General features: G+C 71.3%; 20 protein-coding genes and 1 riboswitch. Of the genes, 5 read left to right on the top strand and 15 right to left on the bottom strand.

Annotation, left to right across the window (positions count from 1 at the left end; genetic code table 11):
• From SGFS_RS45780 to SGFS_RS45770, 3 genes are read right to left on the bottom strand one after another with little or no spacing between them, the layout of a single operon-like run.
• Window positions 1-1,290, bottom strand: a complete 1,290-nt coding sequence (locus SGFS_RS45780) for a bifunctional 3,4-dihydroxy-2-butanone-4-phosphate synthase/GTP cyclohydrolase II (RefSeq protein WP_286258484.1) — start codon at window positions 1,288-1,290, stop codon at window positions 1-3.
• A complete protein-coding gene (locus SGFS_RS45775; RefSeq protein ID WP_286258483.1) occupies window positions 1,287-1,919 on the bottom strand; it encodes a nicotinamide mononucleotide transporter family protein in 633 nt (210 codons plus the stop codon). The genes SGFS_RS45780 and SGFS_RS45775 overlap by 4 nt, the downstream gene beginning before the upstream one ends.
• On the bottom strand, window positions 1,916-2,518 hold the full coding sequence (locus tag SGFS_RS45770; protein ID WP_286258482.1) for a riboflavin synthase: 603 nt from the start codon (window positions 2,516-2,518) through the stop codon (window positions 1,916-1,918). The genes SGFS_RS45775 and SGFS_RS45770 overlap by 4 nt, the downstream gene beginning before the upstream one ends.
• A 156-nt stretch (window positions 2,519-2,674) precedes the next feature.
• A riboswitch (FMN riboswitch) is annotated at window positions 2,675-2,805 on the bottom strand.
• A 326-nt stretch (window positions 2,806-3,131) separates the two neighbouring features.
• Here SGFS_RS45770 and SGFS_RS45765 point away from each other — a divergent pair.
• Window positions 3,132-4,016, top strand: coding sequence for an RNA polymerase sigma-70 factor (locus SGFS_RS45765; protein WP_286258481.1), 885 nt, complete (start codon window positions 3,132-3,134; stop codon window positions 4,014-4,016).
• A 111-nt stretch (window positions 4,017-4,127) separates the two neighbouring features.
• Window positions 4,128-4,880 (top strand): SDR family oxidoreductase, encoded by a 753-nt coding sequence (locus SGFS_RS45760; RefSeq protein ID WP_286258479.1) that lies wholly within the window; start codon window positions 4,128-4,130, stop codon window positions 4,878-4,880.
• A gap of 115 nt (window positions 4,881-4,995) precedes the next feature.
• Here the strand turns inward: SGFS_RS45760 and SGFS_RS45755 are convergent, their stop codons facing one another.
• Window positions 4,996-6,582, bottom strand: a complete 1,587-nt coding sequence (locus SGFS_RS45755) for an ROK family transcriptional regulator (protein ID WP_286258478.1) — start codon at window positions 6,580-6,582, stop codon at window positions 4,996-4,998.
• Window positions 6,583-6,718: 136 nt separating this feature from the next.
• Between SGFS_RS45755 and SGFS_RS45750 the strand changes: the two genes are divergently transcribed.
• Complete coding sequence (locus SGFS_RS45750; protein ID WP_286258477.1) at window positions 6,719-7,930, top strand: MFS transporter; 1,212 nt, start codon at window positions 6,719-6,721, stop codon at window positions 7,928-7,930.
• Here the strand turns inward: SGFS_RS45750 and SGFS_RS45745 are convergent.
• The gene (locus tag SGFS_RS45745) at window positions 7,890-8,348 is read right to left on the bottom strand and encodes an acyl-CoA thioesterase (RefSeq protein WP_286258476.1); all 459 of its coding nucleotides are present in this window, start codon (window positions 8,346-8,348) and stop codon (window positions 7,890-7,892) included. The two genes, SGFS_RS45750 and SGFS_RS45745, sit on opposite strands and share 41 nt — an antisense overlap.
• Before the next feature lie 150 nt (window positions 8,349-8,498).
• Window positions 8,499-9,704 carry a glycoside hydrolase family 6 protein gene (locus tag SGFS_RS45740; RefSeq protein ID WP_434028155.1) on the bottom strand — a complete coding sequence of 402 codons (1,206 nt, stop codon included), beginning with the start codon at window positions 9,702-9,704 and terminating at the stop codon, window positions 8,499-8,501.
• A gap of 240 nt (window positions 9,705-9,944) precedes the next feature.
• Here SGFS_RS45740 and SGFS_RS45735 point away from each other — a divergent pair, with 240 nt between their 5' ends.
• Together SGFS_RS45735 and SGFS_RS45730 are read left to right on the top strand one after the other, a co-directional pair.
• Window positions 9,945-10,628, top strand: a complete 684-nt coding sequence (locus SGFS_RS45735; RefSeq protein WP_286258473.1) for a DUF5995 family protein — start codon at window positions 9,945-9,947, stop codon at window positions 10,626-10,628.
• A 119-nt stretch (window positions 10,629-10,747) separates the two neighbouring features.
• Window positions 10,748-11,674 carry an LLM class F420-dependent oxidoreductase gene (locus tag SGFS_RS45730; protein WP_286258472.1) on the top strand — a complete coding sequence of 309 codons (927 nt, stop codon included), beginning with the start codon at window positions 10,748-10,750 and terminating at the stop codon, window positions 11,672-11,674.
• A gap of 6 nt (window positions 11,675-11,680) precedes the next feature.
• Here the strand turns inward: SGFS_RS45730 and SGFS_RS45725 are convergent, their stop codons facing one another.
• The 9 genes from SGFS_RS45725 to rpe all read right to left on the bottom strand — a co-directional run bounded on the left by SGFS_RS45725 (window position 11,681) and on the right by rpe (window position 22,275).
• Window positions 11,681-13,381: a flavin monoamine oxidase family protein gene (locus SGFS_RS45725; protein WP_286258469.1), complete on the bottom strand. Its 1,701-nt coding sequence runs from the start codon at window positions 13,379-13,381 to the stop codon at window positions 11,681-11,683.
• Between the two features lie 41 nt (window positions 13,382-13,422).
• On the bottom strand, window positions 13,423-14,211 hold the full coding sequence (locus SGFS_RS45720; protein ID WP_286258467.1) for a carbon-nitrogen hydrolase family protein: 789 nt from the start codon (window positions 14,209-14,211) through the stop codon (window positions 13,423-13,425).
• A 217-nt stretch (window positions 14,212-14,428) separates the two neighbouring features.
• Entirely contained in the window at window positions 14,429-15,694 is a 1,266-nt protein-coding gene (locus SGFS_RS45715; protein WP_286258464.1) for an MFS transporter, read from the bottom strand.
• A 157-nt stretch (window positions 15,695-15,851) separates the two neighbouring features.
• Window positions 15,852-16,310 (bottom strand): Lrp/AsnC family transcriptional regulator, encoded by a 459-nt coding sequence (locus SGFS_RS45710; RefSeq protein WP_286258463.1) that lies wholly within the window; start codon window positions 16,308-16,310, stop codon window positions 15,852-15,854.
• A gap of 10 nt (window positions 16,311-16,320) precedes the next feature.
• Window positions 16,321-17,832 (bottom strand): amino acid permease, encoded by a 1,512-nt coding sequence (locus tag SGFS_RS45705; RefSeq protein WP_286258461.1) that lies wholly within the window; start codon window positions 17,830-17,832, stop codon window positions 16,321-16,323.
• Between the two features lie 321 nt (window positions 17,833-18,153).
• Window positions 18,154-19,596 (bottom strand): GuaB1 family IMP dehydrogenase-related protein, encoded by a 1,443-nt coding sequence (locus SGFS_RS45700; protein ID WP_286258460.1) that lies wholly within the window; start codon window positions 19,594-19,596, stop codon window positions 18,154-18,156.
• A 131-nt stretch (window positions 19,597-19,727) separates the two neighbouring features.
• Entirely contained in the window at window positions 19,728-20,081 is a 354-nt protein-coding gene (locus SGFS_RS45695) for a barstar family protein (RefSeq protein ID WP_286258458.1), read from the bottom strand.
• Window positions 20,082-20,349: 268 nt separating this feature from the next.
• Window positions 20,350-21,393, bottom strand: coding sequence for a sugar-binding transcriptional regulator (locus tag SGFS_RS45690; RefSeq protein WP_286258456.1), 1,044 nt, complete (start codon window positions 21,391-21,393; stop codon window positions 20,350-20,352).
• Between the two features lie 195 nt (window positions 21,394-21,588).
• Window positions 21,589-22,275 carry a ribulose-phosphate 3-epimerase gene (gene rpe, locus SGFS_RS45685; protein ID WP_286258455.1) on the bottom strand — a complete coding sequence of 229 codons (687 nt, stop codon included), beginning with the start codon at window positions 22,273-22,275 and terminating at the stop codon, window positions 21,589-21,591.
• Window positions 22,276-22,336 lie beyond the last annotated feature (61 nt).

The following is a 22,336-nucleotide window of genomic DNA, read 5'->3' as shown; positions in this document are numbered from 1 at the left end:
TTATTGGTTGCCGCAGGTGGACGCGGTGGTCGTGTCCAGCCAGGGCAGGTCGTGGCCCATCCGGTCCCGCTTGGTGCGCAGGTAGCGGAGGTTGTGCTCGCCCGCGGTGACGGGCATCGACTCGCGGTCGTTGACCTTCAGGCCGTGGCGGACGAGCGCGTCGGTCTTCTCGGGGTTGTTCGTCATCAGGCGCAGGCTGCGGACGCCGAGGTCCTCGAGGATCTGCGCGCCCGCGCCGTAGTCCCGTGCGTCGGCGGGCAGGCCCAGCTCCAGGTTGGCGTCGAGGGTGTCCCGGCCGCGCTCCTGGAGTTCGTACGCGCGCAGCTTGGACAGCAGGCCGATGCCGCGTCCTTCATGGCCGCGGAGGTAGACGACCACGCCGCGGCCCTCGGCCTGGATGCGTTCCATGGAGGTCTGGAGCTGGGGGCCGCAGTCGCAGCGCAGGGAGTGGAAGATGTCGCCGGTGAGGCATTCGGAGTGGACACGGACGAGGACGTCCTCGCCGTCGCCGAGCTCGCCGTGGACGAGGGCGATGTGCTCCACGCCGTCGACGGTGGAGCGGTAGCCGTACGCCGTGAAGTCGCCGAAGGCGGTGGGCAGCCGGGTCTGGGCCTCGCGCCTGACGGTGGGTTCGGCGGAGCGGCGGTAGGCGATCAGGTCCTCGATGGAGATGATCGTCAGGCCGTGCTTGCGGGCGAACGGGATCAGTTCGGGCAGGCGCAGCATGCGGCCGTCCTCACCGGCGATCTCGACGATCGCCCCGGCGGGGCGCAGGCCCGCGAGGCGGGCGAGGTCGACGGCGGCCTCGGTGTGGCCGTTGCGGGTGAGGACACCGCCGGGCTTGGCCCGCAGGGGGAAGATGTGGCCCGGGCGGACGAAGTCCGTGGCGTCCGCGTCTCCGCTCGCCAGCAGCTGGAGCGTGGTGGCGCGGTCGGCGGCGGAGATGCCGGTGGTGACGCCGTGGGCGGCGGAGGCGTCGACGGAGACCGTGAAAGCGGTCTCCATCGACTCGGTGTTGTCCTCGACCATCTGCGGGAGCTTCAGCCGCTCCAGTTCGTCGCCCTCCATGGGCGCGCAGATCAGGCCCCGGCACTCGCTCATCATGAAGGCGATGATCTCGGGGGTGGCCTTCTCGGCGGCGATGACGAGGTCGCCCTCGTTCTCGCGGTCCTCGTCGTCGACGACCACGATGGGACGCCCGGCGGCGATGTCGGCGATGGCCTGTTCGACGGGGTCGAGCGCGAAGTTCTCGATGTCGTCGTTGGTGTAGAGGATCGGCGCCGTGGTCATGCCGGGGCTCCTTCCAGGGCGGGCTTGCGGGTGCGCAGCCACCAGTCGCGCATGCCCCACAGGACGAGCGCGCCGTAGATGACGTAGACGAAACCGGAGAAGGCGTAGCCGTTGGCGAAGTTGAGCGGGACGCCCACGAGGTCGACCAGCAGCCAGGCGAACCAGAACTCGACCATGCCGCGCGCCTGGGCGTACATGGCGACGATCGTGCCGGTGAAGATGTACGCGTCCGGCCAGGGGTCCCAGGACAGGGTGGGGTACGCGGTGAAGAGGCCGCCCACGGCGAGGGTGCCGAGCGCGGCGCCGCCGATGAGGAAGGCCCGCTCGCGCCAGGTGGCGAACCGGACCTTGATGTGGCCGTCTCCGGTCTGGCCCTTGTTGCGGTTCCACTGCCACCAGCCGTACGCGGCGACGGCCATGACGATGACCTGCTTGCCGGCGCTGCCGGTCAGATGGCCGACGAAGGCGCCGAAGAGGACGAGGCCGGAGAGGAACTGGACGGGCCAGTTCCAGATGGAGCGCAGGGCACCCAGGGCGAGGGCGATCAGGCCGAGAATGTTTCCGATCATGTCCGACCAGAGGATCTGCTGGCCGAAGGCGGTGAACGCGACGGAGTTGAGGGAGTTCACTTCGCCGCTCCCTGTGGTCCCAGCAGCCGCTCGACGTACTTGGCGATGACGTCGACCTCGAGGTTGACCGGGTCGCCGGGCTGCTTGCGGCCGAGCGTGGTCAGGTCGAGGGTGGTCGGGATGAGGCTGACGGTGAAGTAGTCGGGGCCGGCCTCGACGACGGTGAGGCTGATGCCGTCGACGGTGATGGAGCCCTTCTCGACCACGTACCGGGTGAGGTCGGCCGGGAGCGAGATCTTGACGATCTCCCAGTTCTCGGACGGCTTGCGCTCGATGACCTCGCCCGTGCCGTCGACGTGGCCCTGCACGATGTGCCCGCCGAGGCGCTCGCCCACGGCCATGGGGCGCTCGAGGTTGACGCGGGAGCCGACGGTCAGGGCGCCGAGGCTGGAACGGTCGAGGGTCTCCGCCATGACGTCGGCGGTGAACCAGTCGTCCTCGTGCTCCACGACCGTGAGACAGACGCCGTTGACGGCGATGGAGTCGCCGTGCCGCGCACCCTGCGTGACGACCGCGCCACGCAGACGGAAGCGTGAGGAGTCGCCGAGCTTCTCGACGGCGGTGACCTCACCCAGCTCTTCGACGATTCCGGTGAACACTTCCCGGGTCCTCCTGCCTCGTAGGGCACGGACTCCGGGGCTGTCGAAGACGACAGACATGAGCGGACAGCGGCACAGGGAGCGACGCCGTGTGAAGACCCACCCCTGCCTGAGGTAGGCCAAAAACAGACGGCGGCGCGCACGAATGCCCGCCCGCCGCGCACTGCCTCCCATCCGGACTTTAACCGTCGGTCCAGGAATTTCACCTGGTCAACCGATCACTGGAAGCGATCGGGTCGCGGACTATAACCGCCGGTTCGGACTTTCACCGACCCCGGAGTGCGCTGCTTCTGGTACAGGGCCAGTGTGCCACGCCTGATCGGCACCCATGCGGGTGAAGTCTGTGGGGTGGCTCACAGGCGGCACCTCTGGACTTCGCTCGAGACTTCCCTCGCCCGATGGACCACTCACAGTCCGCGACCCCTTGACCACTTTGGTCTAGTCCTTTTAGATTCTGCCGTCGCGGGGTACCCGGACCTGGAACCGGACTTACCCGGACCTGGAACCGGACTGGTGACACCACGGGTACGCCCGCCCGATGACGGCCCGGCGGCGGTGATGACGGCCCTTGCCCCGCCGCCGGGTCCCCTTACGCCGGTGGCAGGGTGGGAGGGTGACGACGACCGCCGACGAATTCGAGACACACCGGCCGCGCCTGTTCGGCCTGGCCTATCGCCTGCTGGGCTCCGCCGCGGATGCCGAGGACGCCGTGCAGGACGCGTATCTGCGCTTCAGCGGCGCCGACCGTACGGTCATCGATCAGCCCGCCGCCTGGCTCGCCAAGGTCGTCACCAACCTCTGCCTCAACCGGCTGACCTCCGCGCGGGCGCGCCGCGAGCGGTACACCGGGTCCTGGCTGCCGGAGCCGGTGCTGACCTCCGACGGCACGCTCGGCCCCCTGGAGTCGGCCGAGCGGCGCGACGAGGTGTCGCTCGCGCTGCTGGTCCTGCTGGAGCGGCTCACGCCGACCGAACGTGCCGTGTACGTGCTGCGGGAGGCCTTCGCGTACGGGTACCGCGAGATCTCGGGCGTACTGGATCTGACCGAGACCCACTGCCGTCAGCTGCATCGGCGGGCGGCCCGGCGGGTGGCCGTGTCCGAGGCCCGGTTCGAGTCGGCGCCGGAGCAGCGGGCGGGGCTCGTGGAGTCCTTTCTCGCGGCGGCCCGGGACGGCGATCTGGCCGGGCTGGAGAAACTCTTCGCCGCGGACGTGACCTGGTGGTCCGACGGCGGCGGCAAGGTCAGCGCGGCCCTGCGGCCGATCGAGGGGCGCGAGAAGGTGCTGCGGCTGGTGCTGCGCGGCTGGCCACGCTTCGCCGAGGGCCTGGACTTCGCCCCGGCCGAGGTCAACGGCTCGCCCGCGCTGCTCGCGCTGAGCGGGGAGACCCTGGTCGGCACGGTCTCCTTCGACTTCCGGGGCGAGGCCGTGACGGGCGTGCGGGTCGTGATGAATCCGGAGAAGCTGGAGTTCGCGGGGCGGCAACTGGTCGACCGGTGAGATCGGCCGAAGATTTTCCGCCCGGCTGTCACATTTCGCGGGGCTGTCCGGTCGTACCTGCCGGAGGACGTTCCAGCAGGGAGCGTCCGCTGTCCGAAAGGGCTGAAAAGCATGACGACGATCCTGGTGACAGGCGGCACCGGAACCCTCGGCCGGCCCGTCGCCGACCGGCTGCGGGCGGACGGGCACGAGGTGCGGGTGCTCAGCCGGCACGCACAGCCGTACGCCGTCGACCTGATCGCGGGTGGTGGCGGGCTGGACGCGGCGCTTGCGGGCGTGGACACGGTCGTGCACTGCGCGAGTACGCCCCGCGGAGGTGACGAGAAGGCGGCGGCGAACCTGATCGGGGCGGCGCGCCGGGCCGGTGTGGGCCATCTGGTCTACATCTCGATCGTCGGGGTGGACCGGGTGCCGTTCGGCTATTACAAGGCCAAGCTGGCCGTGGAGCGGTTGGTCGAGGAGTCGGGGCTGGGCTGGACGACGCTCCGGGCGACCCAGTTCCACGACCTGGTGGTCCAGCTCTTCCAGGCGCTGTCGAAGCCGCCGGTCATGCTGCTGCCGGCCGGTCTGAGTGACCAGCCCGTGGCCGTCGCCGAGGTCGCAGACCGCCTCGCCGAGCTGGCCGCGGGCGCCCCCGCCGGGCGCGTCGACGACATGGGCGGCCCCGAGATCCGCACGTTCCCGGACCTGGCCCGCGCCTACCTCGCGGCCACGGGGCGCCGCCGCCCGATCCTGAGCGTCCCCCTGTTCGGGGCGGCGTACCGGGCTTTCCGGTCAGGGGATCATCTGACGCCGGACAAGGCGGTGGGGAAGGGGACGTTCGAGGAGTACCTGGCGGGGCGGTTCAGGGGTGGGCGGAAGTGAAGTAGGGGGTGAGTGGGGCGAGCGGCCAAGGAGGGGAGGCCTTGGTTGCGCGGCGGGAGCAGCCGGGGAGCGCTGTGCGCCATCGGGCCGGCAGGGTTTCGGCCGGCGTCGGGCGTCATCGGGTCGGTGGGGCGAAGAGTTCGTCCTGCGCCGCGTCCCGGGCCATGAGCAGCGCACCGCGCAGTACGCCGGCACCACCGAGCGCGCTCGGCCGGACCTCGGTCGGCAGCGGAGACATGGCGGACAGCCGGGCCTCGACACGGGCGGCGAGGACGGCCCCGCCGGCCTCACCCACCTCGCCGCCGAGCAGTACGCGACCGGGGTCCAGGACGGCGACGACAGAGGCCGCGCCGAGGGCCAGCCGGCCGGCGAGGGCGTCGAGGAAGCGGGCGCCGGGCTCCGCCGAGGGGTGGGGGTCGTCTGGCGGAGCCGTATCCGTCGCGTAACTCGCGCCCTTGGCCGACTGCACCGGAGGGCCGGGCGCGTCCAGCCGAGCCGTGCCTGTCGCATGCCCCGCGCCCTCCACCCGATGGCCGGGCGCGCCTGGCGAAACACCACCCGCCGCACCACCCGCACCCTCCGCCGAAAGGCCGGGCACGCCTGGCGAAACACCACCCGCCCTCTCCGCCGAAGGGCCAGGCGCGTCTGCCGGAACCGTCCCCGTCGCCGTACCCGCCCTCCGCACCGAAAGGCCGGGCGCGCCTGCCGAAACACCACCCGCCGCACCACCCGCACCCTCCGCCGAAGGGCCGGGCACGTGAGTCGAACCAGGCTCGGCGTCCGCCGACAAGCCCGCGACCTCGGCCACAGCCGCGCGGACCACCCCCGCCGCCGCGTGCAGCCCCTGTCCGGCCGTCGCCTCGGCCACGACCCCGTACTCCCTCGCCAGTTCCGCGATCGCCGCGGCCCCGGCCAGCGAGTGGAACCCGCCCGCGCAGTCGGTCGCCGAGGGGAGTCCGGACGTGCCCGGGACCGGGAGGAAGCCGATCTCGCCCGTGCCGCCGGAGGCGCCGCGGCGGAGGGCGCCGTCGAGGACGACCGCGGCGCCGGTGCCGAGGCCGAGCCAGAGGAGCACGAAGGTGTCGCGGTCTCGGGCGGCGCCCTCGCGCTGTTCGGCGAGGGCGGCGAGGTTGGTCTCGTTCTCGACCAGGACCCGGGCCTCAGGGAGCCGTTCCTGCAGGGCGGCGACGAGGCGGCGATGCCATTCCGGGAGGCCGGAGGAGTCGCGGAGTTCACCCGTCGCGGGGTCGATCAGGCCGGGGGCGCCGATGCCCACCGTGTGCAGCCGGTCGGCGCCCGCCTCCTTCACCGCCCGCTCGACCAGCCCGACCGCCTGCTCCACCGCGGGCCCGGTGCCGGTGTCGTCGCCGATCGGCACGGACGCCTCGGCGAGGACCGACCCGAGCAGGTCGCAGACCACGACCGAGACGCCCTCCGTACGGACGTCCAGCGCCGCCAGGTGGGCCCGGTCGGCGACGATGCCGTAGAGCTTGGCGTTCGGGCCGCGTCGCTGCTCGCCCGACTCCCCGACCACCTCTATCAGACCGGACACGGACAGACGTTCGACGAGGTCGGCGACGGTCGGCCGGGACAGGCCGGTGAGCTGCTTCAGCTGTCCGGCCGTCAATGGGCCTTCCTGCTGCAGCAGTCGCAGGGCGAGCCGGTCGTTGATGGCCCGAGCGGTGCTCGGTGATGCGGGCATGCCGGGATCCTTCCAGATCGACGGGCCCTCCACCCAGCCTGTCGCGCTCTATCCATCAGGAAGGGTCCCTGATAGTTTACGGCGGCGCGAGCGGGCATCCGAGCGCGGTCCGACACCGGCGCCAGGAGGGCCGAGAATGAGTGAAGTGGTCCAGCAGCAGCGCGACGTGAGGCGCGCCCGGTACGCCGTGGCGGCCGTGTTCGCCGTGCACGGCGGCGTCACCGGCTCGTTCGCGACCCGCGTCCCCTGGATCCAGGACCACGCCTCCGTCAGCGCGGGCCAGCTCGGCCTCGCGCTCGCCTTCCCGGCGATCGGCGCGTCCCTGGCGATGCCGCTCGCGAGCCGGATCACCCACACCTTCGGCGCCCGTACCGCGATGCGCGGGCTGATCTCGCTGTGGACACTCGCCCTGGCCCTGCCGTCGCTGGCGCCGAACCTGTACACGCTGTGCCTCGCCCTCTTCGTGTACGGCGCGACGGCCGGCATGGCGGACGTGGCGATGAACGCGCTCGGCGTCGAGGTCGAGAACCGCCTCGGCAAGTCGATCATGTCGGGCCTGCACGGCATGTGGAGCGCGGGCGCCCTCGTCGGCTCGGCGGCCGGCACGCTCGCCGCGCATCTGGGCTCGGACGCCCGGCTGCACCACGCGCTGGCGGCGGCCGTCCTCACCGCGCTCGGGCTCATCGCCTGTCAGTGGGTGCTGGACCTCAGGCCCACCGAGGACGAGGAGCCGCCGCCCCGCTTCGCGCTGCCGCCGAGGTCGGCACTGCTCATCGGCGCGGTCGGGTTCTGCGCGGTGTTCGCGGAGGGGGCCGCGCTGGACTGGTCGGCGGTCTATCTCCGCGACCGGCTCGACAGCTCAGCTGGGCTCGCGGCGGCGTCCACCACCGGTTTCATGCTCACCATGGCCATCGCCCGGATCGCGGGCGACGCCGTCGTGAACCGCTTCGGCTCCGTGCGTACCGTACGGGCGGGCGGAGTGCTCGCCGCGCTCGGCGGTCTGCTCGTCGTCGTCGCGAACCACCCGGTGGTGGCGATGACCGGCTTCGCGCTGATGGGCCTCGGTATCGCCGTGGTCGTCCCGCTCTGCTTCGCCGCGGCGGGCCGCAGCGGCCCGAACCCCAGCCAGGCCATCGCGGGCGTCGCCACCATCACCTACACCTCGGGACTGGTCGCGCCGAGTGCGATCGGCGGGCTCGCTCAAGCCACCAGTCTCGTCGTGTCGTTCGGTCTGGTGACGGTGCTGGCATGCGGGCTCGCGGTGTTCGCCGGCGTGCTGCGCACCGGCGACCGGGACCGCCCGAAGGTCAGTCGGCCGGACGCAGCAGTTCCCGGCCCACGGTCCTGAACCGCTCGCTCCACGGCGCCGGCCGCAGGGTGCCCGCGTCCAGCCGGACCAGGACGCGGGTGCCGTGGGCGTACGTCACCGAGCCGTCGGCCGAGCAGAAGCGGAAGCCGTACGTCAGGCCGGTGGTGCCGAGCCGTTCCAGCCACAGGTGCGTGGCGTACGCGCCCGGGCTGGTCACCGGCGCCTCGTAGCTGATCCGCAGTTCCTTGACCGCGTTGCAGAAGTCGCCGGCCGCCGTCCAGTCACCGTCGAAGCCCCAGCCCCGCTCCCGCCAGTGCTGGGTCCAGGCGCGCTCGACCATCAGCGGATAGCGGGCGTTGTGCAGCATGCCCAGCGCGTCCAGGTCGTCGAAGTGCACGGCGACGGGAACGAGCCGGCCGTAGGCGACGGCAGGGGCTGCGGGGGCTTCGGCGGTCACGGGTGGTGCTCCTGAGGGCGGCTGGAAAGCGACTGTCGGACGCGATCATCCTAAGCAAACGCTCACCTGCGATGGATGTGCCGTTGGACACTGACGCGACCTGCCCGAGCCGACCGACCACCGGCACCGGCACCGGCACCGGCACCGGGCTCAGCGCAGCGCCAGCTCGTACGCGTACTGCGGCGAGAACGCCCCCGCGTCCCCCCGGCAGCCGTCCGACTCCCCCGGGAGCTTCACCCACAGATACGCGTCGACCCGATCCTCCCCGGTGTTCAGTGTCGGCGCCCGGCCGAGTGCGCGGCCGACGGGGTCGCACCACTCGCCGTCGACGGGGGCGCCGTTGCCGTTGCGGCTGGTGTCGATGACGGCGCCGAGATCGGCGGGGCCGCCCAGGTCGTCCAGGACCCGGCGGACATAGGCGACCTCGGCGTCGGTCCGGTTGAAGTTCGACACATTGCTGAAGACGCCGTCGGAGGAGGCCGCCGAGGCGGCGCCCGCCTCGCGGAGCAGCGCGGCCTGCTTGTCCGCGGTGTTCCACCCGGAGTGCCCGGCGTCGTGGTAGACGCGGGCCTCGGGGTTCGCCGACTTCAGGACGCGGCCCGCGCGGGCCAGCGAGGCGAAGCGGTCGGCCCGGGCGCCGGCGGAGAGACAGTCGGACTGGGCGATCGCGTCGGGCTCCAGGATGACGATGACCTCGTCCGAGCCCAGCCCGGCGGCGAACGCGTCGATCCAGTCGTCGTACGCGTCCAGGCTCGCCGCCCCGCCCTGCGAGGCCCCGCCGCAGTCGCGGTCCGGGATCGCGTACGCCACGACGACCGGCACCCGGCCCTGCTCGGCGCCGCCGGAGGCGACGGCCCGGACCTGCGCGGTGACGGTGGCCGGGGTGGGGTCGGTGAACCAGACGGCCGCCGGGTGGTCGGCGATCCGGGACTCGATGACGGCGCTGCGCGGGTCGTCCGGGTTGGCCCGGACCCAGTCGAGGACCTGTGAGCCGGAGTGGCGGTAGAGCCGCGTCGCCGGGTCGTCCACGGGCCCCTCTCCGTCCTCGGGTTCGTCCGGGGTCGGTGGCGCACTGGGCTCCTGCGAAGACTCCGTCGGCGTCGGCGATGCCGATGTCCGGGACGGGGACGGAAGCACCGGGGTCGGCGGGACCGGGTGGAGCCGGAGCGTGGGCGAGCGGGTCGCCTGGGGCCGCGCCTCGTCGGATCCTCTGTCACCGTCCAGGGCGGTCACCATGCCGGTGACCGTTCCGACTGCGGCGACCACCGACGCGGCGGCGACCATGGCGTGACGCCGGGCGGCGCGCCTGCGCTCGGCCCTGCGTGCGGCCAGGCGCTGGGCCCGTAAGCCTGACACGTGGAACTCCCCCCACTCCCCCGACACTTCCCGACGTCCCCGGGCGACTCCCTGACGCTCCCCCTCGGACGCCCCGAACACTCCCCCGGACACCGCTCCCTCGAAGCCTTGGCCCGAATACCGCCCGTGCATGGCCCGTACGCGGCCGGTCCGCGCCTCCCGCCACAGCTGTTCCCCCGTTCTGGGGAAGCGCCGGGCCCGGCGGCACCCGGATCAGCCTAGGCCTGGGACCCTGCCCCTATGGCGCAGTTGGAACATTTCACCAATTCCATCGACTCCGTGGACGCAGTCGTCTCCCGTATGCGCGCCCTCGACGCGACCCTGCCCGAGAGGGACGGGCTCGCGGTCTTCAACCGCGTCTACCTCTCCGTCACGGAGTCGATCGGCCGATGCGTCGACGCCGGTGTGTTCCCGGACGCCGAGGCCGCGATCGCACTGGACACGCGGTTCGCCGAGCGGTATCTGACGGTGGCCGAGGGAGGCCCCGCGCCCGCGTGCTGGCGGCCGGTGCTGCAGTTGCGTCGCCATCCCGGCGTACGGCCGCTGCAGTTCGCGTTGGCGGGCATCAACGCGCACATCGGGCACGATCTGGCGCTCGCCGTGGTGGACGCGAGTCGTACGCTCGGCTGCGAACCCGTCGATCTGGAGGACGAGTTCGACCACGTGGGCGATCTCCTCGTCTCGTTGGAGGAGCGCATCCGCGAAGAGCTGATGCCGGGTCCCGATCTGCTCCAGATCGCCGATCCGCTCACGCATCTGCTCGGTTCATGGAGTCTGGAGCGGGCCCGGGAGGCCACCTGGTCGGCCGCGCGCGCCCTGTGGGCGTTGCGCGAACTGCCCGATCTCGCCGATGAGTTCACGCTCCGGCTGGACGCGGCGGTGGGACTGGCAGGACGAATGTTGCTCACACCACTACCGCGGTGAGCACGCACACCCCGGCTCCACTGCGAACTACCGTGTGAATATCCCACGTTCGACTTGAGTAGATCTCTCGAGCGATCACGCGAGCAGATCCGCAGAATCTTCGCAGAGGAGCACATGGCATGGCGTTACGGCTCGGGCTCGGCCTTCCGCAGATGCGGCAGTACGACATCGGAAGGGACGTGCCCGACGTGGCGCACACGGCCGAGCGCATCGGCTACGACAGTCTGTGGGCCTTCGAACGGGCCCTGTTCCCCGAGCCGCCGTCGCAGGGCCTGTACGGCCTGGAGGGTCTGCCCTGGCCGGACCAGTACCGGCATGTGGCCGAGCCGCTGGTCACCCTCACCCTCGCCGCCGCGGCCACCGAGCGGATCCGGCTGGGCACCAGCCTGATCGCACCGCTGCACGTGCCGTTCCAGCTGGCCAAGTCCCTCGCCTCGCTGGACGCGGCGAGCGGCGGCCGGGTCGTGGCGGGCCTCGGCACCGGCTGGTCTCTCGACGAGTACGCGGCGGCCGCCGTCCGGCCCTTCGTGGAGCGCGGCCAGGTGCTGGACGAGCTGATCGAGGTGTGCCGGGCCGTGTGGGGCCCGGACCCGGTGTCGTACGACGGCCGGCTCACGAAGATCGAGTCGGCCTCGGTCGGTCCCAAGCCCGCCCGGCCGATCCCCATCCTGCTCTCCGCGAACACCGGCCGGGCCCGGCGCCGACTCGTCGACCACGCCGACGGCTGGCTTCCGGTGGGCCTCGGCGCCGAGGAACTGACCGCACAGTGGCGCCAGTTGCAGGACCTGGCCGCCCTGCGCCGCCGCATCAGACCGCTGCGGTCGGTGCTGCGGGTGAACGCCGAGTACCAGGCGAAGGTGTACGACGGTGCCGACCGCCATCCCTTCCAGGGCAACGCCGACCAGCTCGCCGAGGACCTCGCCGCGCACGCCGAGATCGGCCTCGACGAGATCTTCCTCGACCTCCAGGGCGGCCTGCGGGACGCCGAGGAGCTCAAGGACGCGGCCGCCGAGGTGTACGAGACCGCACGCGCGGCCGGCCTCTGAGCCCGCTCAGTCCTCCGGGAGTTCCACGGGCGAGATCTCGTCGTAGACGTCTCCCGGCCCGGGGTTGGTCGGGTCGGTCGCCCCGCCGAAGTGGTGCATGACTCCCCAGACCGCGTTGAGCGCCGTCTGGATCGCGCCCTCGGCCCAGCCCGCCGTCCAGGAGATGTCGTCCCCGGCGAGGAAGATGCCCCGCTTGTCCTCGGCCAGCCGGTCCTGCATGAAGTGCGTGAACAGGCGCCGCTGGTAGCGGTAGTGACCGGGCAGGTTGGCCTTGAACGCGCCCATGAAGTACGGCTCGTTCTCCCAGGAGACGGTCACCGGGTTGCCGATGACGTGCTTTCTGATGTCGACCTTGGGATAGATCTCGCCGAGCGACTTCAGCATGACGTCCATCCGCTCGTTCGCCGACAGCGGCAGCCACTTCAGGCTGTCGTCGCACCAGGTGTAGGAGAGGCAGATGACGGCGGGCCTGTCCGGACCGTCGTCCAGCAGATAGGTCCCGCGGGTCATACGGTCGGTGAGGGTCATCGACATGACGTCCCGCCCGGTGTCCTCGTCCTTGTCCAGCCAGAACGGCCGGTCGACGGGCACGAAGAGCTTGCTGGACTCCATGTAGTGAGTCCGCTCGATCGCGGTCCAGTGGTCGATCGGGAAGAGCGAGTCGTCGCAGGCGATCTTCGACAGCAGCATCCAGGACTGGGCGGTGAAGATCGCCGCCTGGTAGGTGCGGATGTCGCCGTTCGCGTCGGTGACCGTGATCCGGTTGCCGGCGGTGCGGTGCAGCCGGGTCACGGCCGGGCGGGGTTCGCCGCCCTCGTGCAGGCTCGCCAGCGAGGTGCCGTACGCCCAGTGGACGATCTTCTCCGGCTCGCGCTCCCACAGGCGCTGCGGCAGCTGCTGCGAGCCGCCGACGATGCCGCGGTGGTGGTCGTCGGCCTCGGTGTAGACGACGCGGAGGATTTCGAGGATGGAGTTGGGGAAGTCGGTGTCCCAGCCGCCGGTGCCGAAGCCGACCTGCCCGAAGATCTCGCGGTGCCGGAAGGACTTGAACGCCTCGGAATCGCAGAGGAAGCCGTAGAAGGTCTGGTTGTCGAGTTTCTCGACGAGCTTCGCCCAGATCTCCCGGATGCGCGGGACATCGCGCTCGCGCATGGCCTGGTTCATGTCGGAGAAGTCGGCGCCCTCTTCGAGGCACTTGTTCCAGGCCGCCGCCACGTCCCGGTAGACCTGCGGCAGGTCGTCGATCGTCTCGGCGTAGTGCGACTCGCCCTTGAGATCGACGACGGTCGACGGGGTCGCCTCGGCCAGGGGGTTGGGGAACGGCCGGGTCTCCAGGCCCACGAGGTCGATGTAGTGCTGGAGGGCCGTGGAGGAGGGCGGGAAGCGCATCGCGCCCATCTCCGCGGTGAGTCCCTCGGTGTTGGGGCCGTCGAAGCCGACGGTCCGCAGTCGCCCGCCGATCCGGTCGGCCTCGTACACGACCGGCTTGAGCCCCATCTTCATCAGCTCGTACGCGGCCACGATGCCGGACAGCCCGCCGCCGATGACCGCGACCTCGGTGCCGTGCCCGGTCGCCGGTATCTGGCCCAGCCCCGCCGGGTGCGCGAGGAAGTCGTCGTACGCGTACGGAAAGTCCGGCCCGAACATGGTGATCGGCGGCTGCTGCTCGTCTGCGTGCTCGATGGCGTTGGGCACGGTGGACGTCATGGGGTACGGGCTCCTTGCACAGGTGGAACGGGGTGGGGAGGTCAGACGAGGGACCCGTAGAGGCCGGGGCGGCGGTCGTTCAGATACGGGTTCGCCTCGCGGGAGGCGGCGAGGAGGGCCGGGTCGGCCTCGGCGAGGACGAGCTCCTCACCGCGTCCGGCGCGGGCCCGGGCGACCCCGTCAGGGCCGGCGAGGGTGGACAGTCCGACGAACTCGAACTCGTCCTCCGCGCCGACCCGGTTGACGTAAGCGACGTACAGCTGGTTCTCGAAGGCCCGCACCGGGATCATCGATTCGGCGACGAACTGGAACGGGTGCATCTGGGCCGTGGGCACGAGGAGCAGGTCGGTGCCGGCGAGGGCGTGGGCGCGGACGTTCTCCGGGAACTCCACGTCGTAGCAGATCATGAGGCCGACGGTCAGTCCGCCCAGCTCGGCCTGGACGACGGCCTGTTGGCCCGGTGTGAAGTGGTCGCGCTCGAAGCAGCCGAAGAGGTGGGTCTTGCGGTAGTTCGCGAGACGGGTGCCGTCGGCGGAGATCAGCTGGGCCGAGTTGTACACCGCCTCCGCGTCGCGCTCGGGGTAGCCGTACGCGACGGCGAGACCATGCCTTGAAGAGATCTCCGCAACCGCGTCCGCACTGTCCCCGTCGGCGGGCTCGGCGAGACGGGCGATGCCGTCGCCGATCGCGTACCCGGTCAGGAACATCTCCGGCGCCACCAGCAGCCCCGCCCCGGCAGCGGCGGCCCGGCCCGCGGCCTCGTCGAGGACCTTCAGGTTCTCGACAGTCGAGCCGGGGCGGCCGGAGCTCTGGAGCAGGGCGGTGCGCATGCGTGATCCTCACCGGGCGGAAGGGGTTGGGGGGCAACTAGACGGTACGGGCGGCCGACCAGCAGGGACAAGAAGGAGCCGTTGCGCGCCGGTGAGCGGTTCGTTGCGTCCTCGGGCGGGGTGACGGCGATTCGTTGCGCACCTTTCGGCGTACGTCGGCGCCCCGGTCGGGACCAGGGCCTGTCGTCAAATTCCCGTCTGCTCGCGACGGCAGGCCCTAGGGCCCTTCAGCCGGAAGCCGTGGAGATGCGTCAGAAGGGCGCGAGGTATCCGAACTCCAGTCCCTCGCCACGAGCACCAGCGCCGTCACCAGATAGGGAACCGAGAACACGGCGAAGGCGGTGCTGTGGGCGTGGGAGGCGGCGATCAGGGCGTATGTGCCGAAGACGGCGACCGTGGCGAGTTCGGTGCCCAGGCTCGCGACCGAGGTCAGGGTGGCGCGGCGGGGGCCCTCGATGCGGTCCTGGAGTCGGGCGTCGGCCAGGACGTTCACGAACTGGAAGCCGCCGAAGGCGACGCCGACGAGAGTGGTGCCCACCGCGTTCCCGGCCAGCGCGCCGGCGGCCATGGCCAGCGCCGATCCGGCGAGCACCACTCCGAGCCCGCCCGTACCGAGGCGTTCGCCCGCGCCGGTCAGCAGGCTCCCGATCGTGGGTCCCACGTAGATCAGCAGAAGCAGCAGCGGAACCGTCCGATCGGCCACGCCGATGTCCCGGACCAGCAGGGGCGCGTACTCGTCGAGGGCGCCCCACACCGCGCCGACGGCCGGGACGAGCAGCAGGGCCCCGCGTACGGAACGGTCACGGCGGATCTCGACGAGTCCGGTCCGCAGAGTGGTGAGCGTGGTGGCTGCCCGGCCGCCGTCCTCGTCCCGGACGGGCTTCTCCCGGTGCTCCGGAAACCGGGTGGCCAGGGCCGCGGTCAGCACGCAGACCAGCACGCTCGCCGCGCCGACGGCCGGGTAACCGCCGACCGCGAGCACCGGTCCGGCCAGACCCATCGCCGCCATCACGGCGATCATCCCGGCCGCCTGGGCCCGGCCGATCACCCGGGCGTACCGGTCGGCCGCGCCGAGCCGGGCCAACTCGTCGTAGACCAGCGCCTCCAGCGCGCCGGAGCTGAGCGCCCCGCGTACGCCCCAGAGCACGAAGCCGAGCGCGAAGGCCCAGTACGACGGGACGAGCACCCACAGGGCGAAGCCCACGGCGGTGAGCAGCGGCCCCAGCCACAGCAGCAGCCGGCGGGAGACGGCGTCCGCCCAGGCGCCGGAGGGGACCTCCAGCACGATCCCGGTGACCGACCACAGGGCGAACAGGGAGGACACCTGCCAGATCGACAGGCCGGTGTCGCTGAACAGCAGCGCGTACACCGGGTAGAGCAGCACGAAGTCGTCGAGGAACGCGTAGCCGTACAGCGTGGCCGTCAGCCGCCGGACACCATCGGTTTCGTCGGCGCGGGGCACACGCGCAGGTGAGAGAGTCATGAGGCCTTCCCGTGGGGGCGATTCGGACGTCGTGGACACGACGTCCGAGGCGGCCCTCGGGAGGCACGGCTGGTGGATCAATGTCGCCAGGTCATGGAACCGATGGTAGGCGGGCGGGGGCGTTCGGCCCAGTGGATTCCGATTCCGAGATTCCGAGCTACTTGGCCCCGGGGGTCCCCGAAGAGAACCTCCGCAGCAGCGGCGACAACACAAGCACGGACTTCGTCCGCTCCACGAACGGCTCCCCCGCGATCCGCTCGAGCACCCGCTCGAAGTGCCGCATGTCGGAGGCGAAGACCTGCACCACCGCGTCGGCCTCCCCGGTGACGGTCGACGCGGCGACGACCTCCTGGTAGCGCTCCAGCCCTCGCTGAATCGTCTCCGGCGAGGTGTTGCGCCGGCAGTAGATCTCGACGAACCCCTCGGTCTCCCAGCCGAGCGCGGCGGGGTCCACCCGCACGGTGAAACCCGTGATGGCCCCGGTCGCCCGCAGCCGGTCCACCCGCCGTTTGACGGCAGGCGCCGACAGGCCGACGAGTTGGCCGATGTCGGAGTAGGAACGGCGGGCGTCCTCGGCGAGGGCGTGCACGATGCGTTCGTCGAGATCGTTCAGCACTGCGGGTGGATCACTTCTCTGGAGTCGATGGAGACGATGGAGACGTCGGAGTCGATGGGGTCGACGGAGTCGCGAGACGGGAGCGGCGATAGCCGTAACTGAAGTAGAACACGAGCCCGACGGCCATCCAGACCCCGAAGACGACCCAGGTGACGCTGTCGAGGCTGCCCATCATCCAGACGCAGAACGCGAGGCCGAGCGCGGGCAGCACCGGCGACAGCGGCACCCGGAAGGTGCGCGGCATCTCCGGCCGGGTCCGCCGCAGCACCACGACCGCGACGTTGACCAGCGCGAACGCGAACAACGTACCGATGCTCGTGGCGTCGGCGAGCTGCCCGAGCGGAATCGCGGCGGCGAGCACGCCGCAGAACAGCGACACGATGACGGTGTTGACGCGAGGCGTCCCCGTCCTCGGGTGGACGCGCGAGAACGCCTTGGGCACGAGCCCGTCCCGGGACATCGCGAAGAGGATCCGCGTCTGGCCGTACAGCACGGTCAGCACGACACTCGCGATGGCGATGACGGCCCCCGCCGCGAGCAGCGTCCCCCAGAACGCGTCGCCGGTGACGTCCTTCATGATCCCGGCGAGCGCGGCCTCGGACTCGCCGAACCCCTTCCAGGGGCGCGCCCCGACGGCGACGGCGGCGACCAGGACGTACAGCGCGGTCACGATGACCAGCGAGAGCATGATCGCCCGTGGCAGGTCGCGCTGCGCGTTCTTCGCCTCCTCACCGGCGGTGGAGGCCGCGTCGAAGCCGATGTACGAGAAGAACAGCGTGGCCCCGGCGGCGCTGACGCCCGCCATGCCGAGCGGCATGAAGTTCTCGTAGTTGCCGGAGCGGAAGCCCTGGACGCCGATCAGACAGAACAGCAGCAGGGCGGCGATCTTCACCACGACCATGATGGTGTTGGCGCGCGCGGATTCACGGGCCCCGCCCAGCAGAAACGCCATCGCGAGCAACACCACGATGAGCGCTGGCAGGTTGAAGACGCCCCCGTCACCGGGCGGCGCCGACAGCGCGTCCGGGATGGTCACACCGACCGTCCCGTCCAGCAGCTCGTTCAGGTACTCGCCCCAGCCGACCGCGACCGCGGCCACCGACACGCCGTACTCCAGGACCAGACACCAGCCGCAGACCCACGCGACCAGCTCGCCCATCGTTGCGTACGCGTACGAGTACGAGGAACCCGAGACCGGGATGGTGCCTGCCAACTCGGCGTAGGAGAGGGCCGAGAACAGCGCGGTGAGACCGGCGATCACAAAGGAGAGGGTGACGGCGGGGCCGGCCTTGGGGACGGCTTCGCCGAGGACGACGAAGATGCCGGTGCCGAGGGTGGCGCCGATGCTGATCATGGTCAGCTGCCACAGCCCGAGGGAGCGCCGCAGCGAACCGCCCTCGCCCTGGCCGCCCTCCGCGACCAGGCGTTCCACGGGCTTGCGGCGCATCAGCCGCGCGCCGACGCCTCCCGGCGGCGGGGCCGACTGACTTGGGTGGTGCGGGGGTGCGCCTTGGTCGAGCACGCGCCGGCTCCTTCGTCGCTGAGGATCAGGGCGGGTGGGGACCGACGGCGCCGAGAAGCAGGGGCCACCGAGCAGGAGGTCCCCGCCACGCCACGTACAGCGCTTGACCCTATGAGCCAGAGCTTTACGAGCGTAATGCGGCAGCCTTGCGCAGCGACGCAAGATCGTTGCGTTCCTCGCAGACGAGCGTAGGTTCGTTGCGCGGCGCCCTGTGGCCGTGGTGCGTGGCAGCGCTCTGGAAAGGGGCACGGGGAACTGCGCGACCAGCCACGACCAACCCGCAGCCGCCGAACCGCAGTTCCCCCGAGCTCCGAGGCGCCCTCAGCTCCAGCTGGCGTGCAGCGGCTTGCCCTCCGCATACCCCGCCGCGCTCTGAATCCCCACAACGGCCTTCTCCGCGAACTCCTCCAAGGACCCGGCACCCGCATATGTGCAGGACGACCGGACCCCCGCGATCACCGAGTCGATCAGGTCCTCGACGCCCGGCCGGGCCGGATCCAGGAACATCCGCGACGTGGAGATGCCCTCCTCGAACAGCGCCTTGCGAGCACGGTCGTACGCCGACTCCTCGCTCGTACGGTTGCGGACGGCCCGCGCGGAGGCCATGCCGAACGACTCCTTGTAGAGCCGCCCGCCGGCGTCCTGCTGAAGGTCGCCCGGCGACTCGTACGTCCCCGCGAACCACGATCCGACCATCACGTTGGACGCACCGGCCGCCAGCGCCATGGCGACGTCACGCGGGTGCCGGACGCCCCCGTCGGCCCACACGTGCTTGCCGTACTTCTTCGCCTCGGCCGCGCACTCCAGGACGGCCGAGAACTGCGGCCGTCCGACACCGGTCATCATGCGGGTCGTGCACATCGCGCCGGGGCCGACGCCGACCTTGATGATGTCGGCGCCCGCCTCGATCAGATCCCGGACGCCGTCGGCGGCGACGATGTTGCCGGCCACGATCGGCACCTGGGGATCGAGGTCGCGCACCAGCTTGATGGCGCTGATCATCGACTCCTGATGGCCGTGCGCGGTGTCGATGACGAGCGTGTCGACGCCCGCGCCGAGCAGTTCCTCGGCCTTGCCCGCGACATCGCCGTTGATCCCGACGGCGGCGGCGATGCGCAGCCTGCCGTTGGCGTCGACGGCCGGGGTGTAGAGCGTGGCGCGCAGGGCGCCCTTGCGGGTGAGGATGCCCGCGAGCCTGCCGTCCTTGTCGACGGCGGGGGCGTACCGGCGGTTGGCCGCGTCGAGGCGGTTGAAGGCCTCGCGCGGGTCGATGTCGGCGTCCAGGAGCAGCAGGTCGCGGGACATGACGACCTCGAGCTGCGTGAAGCGGTCGACTCCGGTCAGGTCCTGGTCGGTGACGACACCGACGGGGCGGTGGTTCTCGTCGACGACGACGCCCGCGTTGTGCGCCCGCTTGGGCAGCAGGGCCAGCGCGTCGGCGACGGTCTGGTGGGGGGTCAGCACGATCGGGGTGTCGAGGACGAGGTGACGGCCCTTCACCCAGGAGACGACCTCGGTGACGACCTCGTTCGGGATGTCCTGCGGGATGACGACGAGGCCGCCCCGGCGGGCGACCGTCTCGGCCATGCGGCGGCCCGCGATGGCGGTCATGTTGGCGACGACCAGCGGGATCGTGGTCCCCGTGCCGTCCGGGGAGGCCAGGTCGACGGCCTGCCGGGAGCCCACGGCGCTACGGCTCGGGACCATGAAGACGTCGTCGTACGTCAGGTCGTACGCGGGCTGGATGTCATTGAGGAAACGCACGTGCCGCACATCCCGGTCGTTCAGAGGTGACCCCCTGACCGGACCGCCAGGGGGAAGAGCACGTACTTCATTCTCCCATGTCGGCGGGTACGAGCGGCCCCGACGAAACATCCAGAGGGGCCGCCGCGGCTCTAGGAGGATCCTCCGAGAGCCAGCACGATCCGCAGCTCGGTCCCGGTGCCGCTCCAGTGGTCGGCGGCTTCGGTGAAGACCTCCTGCGCGATGCTCCAGTCGTTCGGCGTGGCCCCGGCGAACTCCTGCCAGTCGGTGACCACGACCAGCCGTCCCCGTGCGGGCGGGGCCCACGACAGATCGGTGAGGCAGTCGGCCAGGGCGTCCCAGTTGCGGCCGAAATAGTCCGGAAGGGCGAGGGCCCGGGCGCAGCGGTCCATGAAGGCCGGTTTGTCGGTGACACCGCCGAGGTCCAGCTCGAGGTGGACCCAGCCGCCGGCGCCCAGCACCTCGGCGAGTGTGCCGTCGCTCATCTCAACACCGCCCTGCGCGATTCGTAGTGATCACCGGTGTAGTACATCCCGCCGCACGCGCCCGCGCCAACGCGAGAGGCGGACCGTGGCGGCACCTTGTTCGATGCCATCACGATCCGCCCGCACACCGCACACCCGCACAGGGCTCGCCGTCAGCGCCCTTCAGAACACGTCGGGCCCCGCAGCGCCCGCCCGGGACTCATCAAGGACGTCGTGGTCGCCCAGGATCCGCCGGGACGTCGGTGTCCGTCCAGGACCCGCCAGGACGTCAGTGCCCGTCCGGGTCCGCCCGGTTGAGCGCCTGCCGTGGCGTCCGCCCCGCCGTCAGCAGAGAGTCCGCCGCCGCGGTGTCGGTGACGAGGCTGGTCACCAGCCCGGAGCGCAGCACCGCGTCGATCGCGGCGGCCTTGCGCTGCCCACCCGCGATGGCGACGACCTCGGGGATACGGCGGAGCTGGTCGGCCTTGACGGTGATGCACCGCTCACCGAGGTCCCGGCCGACCCGGCGCCCCTCGGCGTCGAAGAGGTGCGCGGACATCTCGGCGGCGACCCCGAGGGAGGCGTAGTGCGCGCGCTCCTCGTCGCTGAGCATGTCGTGCACCGTGGAGATGCCCGCCTCCCACGAGCCGATGGAGACACAGGCGACCGTGACCTTGTCGAAGTACTCGAAGGCCCGGGCGATCCCGGTCTGATGGCGCAGCGCGGCCGCGGTGGCCGCGTCCGGCAGCAGCATGGGCGCGTAGATGGGGTGGGCGTCGCCGCCCGACACCTGCGCCGCCCGGCGTACCGCCTCGACGGAGCCGCGCTCGGCGGTCCCGGCGTCGTACACCCCCGTCAACTGCACCACCGTGCAGGGCGGCAGCCGGTCGAGGGCGGCCGCCATGTGGATGGTGGAGCGTCCCCAGGCCAGGCCGAGGACATCGCCCTCGGTGACCAGCTCGCCGAGGAGGTCCGCGGCGACCTCGCCGAGGTTCTCCGGGTCGGGCGACTCCTCGGCCTCGGCCGGGGACTCGACGACCACGGCGTGCCTGAGGCCGTAGCGGGCGCGCAGAGCGTCGGAGCGCTCGGCGTCCAGCTCGGCGGGAACTCGGATCTCGATGCGTACGAGATCTCTCTCAAGGGCGGTCTCCAGGACACGGGCCACCTTGAAGCGGCTCACGCCGAACTCCTCGGCGATCTGGATCTTGGACTTGCCCTCGAGGTAGAAGCGGCGCGCCATGGCTGCCGCCTGAACCAGCTCAGCGGGTCCCATCCGCATGGCTGACCGGCCCGCCGACATACCCGACACGGCCTTCTCCTCACTGCTCTTCACACATGGATACGCCGTTCATCCTTGCAGATCCGGCGTATTCGATCAGCCCGGAGGAACGCCGTTCACGTTCCCTTGGCCCGGTGGTCGCATGTCCGCCCCACCCCTAGCTCTACGGTCGCACGACCCGACGCGCTCACGAGGGCGCTCGGCCGGACAGCGACCGGATACCTTTCGGTCCCGCGGCTCGGCGGCGGGTCAGTGGGAGCAGGCCCAGGCCGCCCCCGCCGTCACCGTCTCCGCCTGGGCGCGCAGCGCGCGGACCGCTTCCGCCGGGTTCTCGGCCCCGTACACCGCGGATCCGGCGACGAAGACGTCGGCGCCCGCCTCGGCACAGCGCTCGATGGTGGCGGCCGAGACCCCGCCGTCGACCTGCAGCCACATCTGGAGGCCGTGCTTGCTGATCAACTCGCGGGTCCGGCGGATCTTGGGGAGCATGATGTCGAGAAAGGCCTGGCCTCCGAAGCCCGGTTCGACCGTCATGATCAGCACCATGTCGAGCTCGGGCAGCAGGTCCTCGTACGGCTCGATGGGAGTCGCGGGCTTGAGCGCCATGGAGGCCCGGGCACCCTTGGCCCGGATCTCGCGGGCGAGCCGCACCGGCGCGGCGGCCGCCTCGGCATGGAAGGTGACGGAACCGGCGCCTGCCTCGACGTACTGGGGCGCCCACCGATCGGCGTCCTCGATCATCAGATGCAGGTCCAGCGGCGTGTCCGTAGCACGGGCCAGGGACTCCACGACCGGCACACCGAGCGTGAGGTTCGGGACGAAATGGTTGTCCATCACGTCTACATGGAGCCAGTCGGCCCCTTCGACCGCCTTCGCCTCTTCGGCGAGACGAGCGAAGTCGGCGGACAGGATACTGGGGTTGATCTGCACGGCCATGGCCCAAGCCTCCCATGTCCGCGGCCGATCACTCGCCCCGGTCCTCGCGTACGGCAGCGGG

Source organism: Streptomyces graminofaciens (assembly GCF_030294945.1).
GTDB classification, from domain to species: domain Bacteria; phylum Actinomycetota; class Actinomycetes; order Streptomycetales; family Streptomycetaceae; genus Streptomyces; species Streptomyces graminofaciens.
Note: the sequence above shows the minus strand (reverse complement) of the source record. Positions and strands in the feature narration are given on the sequence as shown.

Excerpts from the sequence above, each read along its gene's own strand:
- SGFS_RS45780 (WP_286258484.1), bottom strand. The coding sequence starts at position 1,290 with ATGACCACGGCGCCGATCCTCTACACCAACGACGACATCGAGAACTTC.
- SGFS_RS45760 (WP_286258479.1), top strand. The coding sequence starts at position 4,128 with ATGACGACGATCCTGGTGACAGGCGGCACCGGAACCCTCGGCCGGCCC.
- SGFS_RS45755 (WP_286258478.1), bottom strand. The coding sequence starts at position 6,582 with ATGCCCGCATCACCGAGCACCGCTCGGGCCATCAACGACCGGCTCGCC.
- SGFS_RS45750 (WP_286258477.1), top strand. The coding sequence starts at position 6,719 with ATGAGTGAAGTGGTCCAGCAGCAGCGCGACGTGAGGCGCGCCCGGTAC.
- SGFS_RS45735 (WP_286258473.1), top strand. The coding sequence starts at position 9,945 with ATGGCGCAGTTGGAACATTTCACCAATTCCATCGACTCCGTGGACGCA.
- SGFS_RS45730 (WP_286258472.1), top strand. The coding sequence starts at position 10,748 with ATGGCGTTACGGCTCGGGCTCGGCCTTCCGCAGATGCGGCAGTACGAC.
- SGFS_RS45725 (WP_286258469.1), bottom strand. The coding sequence starts at position 13,381 with ATGACGTCCACCGTGCCCAACGCCATCGAGCACGCAGACGAGCAGCAG.
- SGFS_RS45720 (WP_286258467.1), bottom strand. The coding sequence starts at position 14,211 with ATGCGCACCGCCCTGCTCCAGAGCTCCGGCCGCCCCGGCTCGACTGTC.
- SGFS_RS45715 (WP_286258464.1), bottom strand. The coding sequence starts at position 15,694 with ATGACTCTCTCACCTGCGCGTGTGCCCCGCGCCGACGAAACCGATGGT.
- SGFS_RS45695 (WP_286258458.1), bottom strand. The coding sequence starts at position 20,081 with ATGAGCGACGGCACACTCGCCGAGGTGCTGGGCGCCGGCGGCTGGGTC.
- rpe (WP_286258455.1), bottom strand. The coding sequence starts at position 22,275 with ATGGCCGTGCAGATCAACCCCAGTATCCTGTCCGCCGACTTCGCTCGT.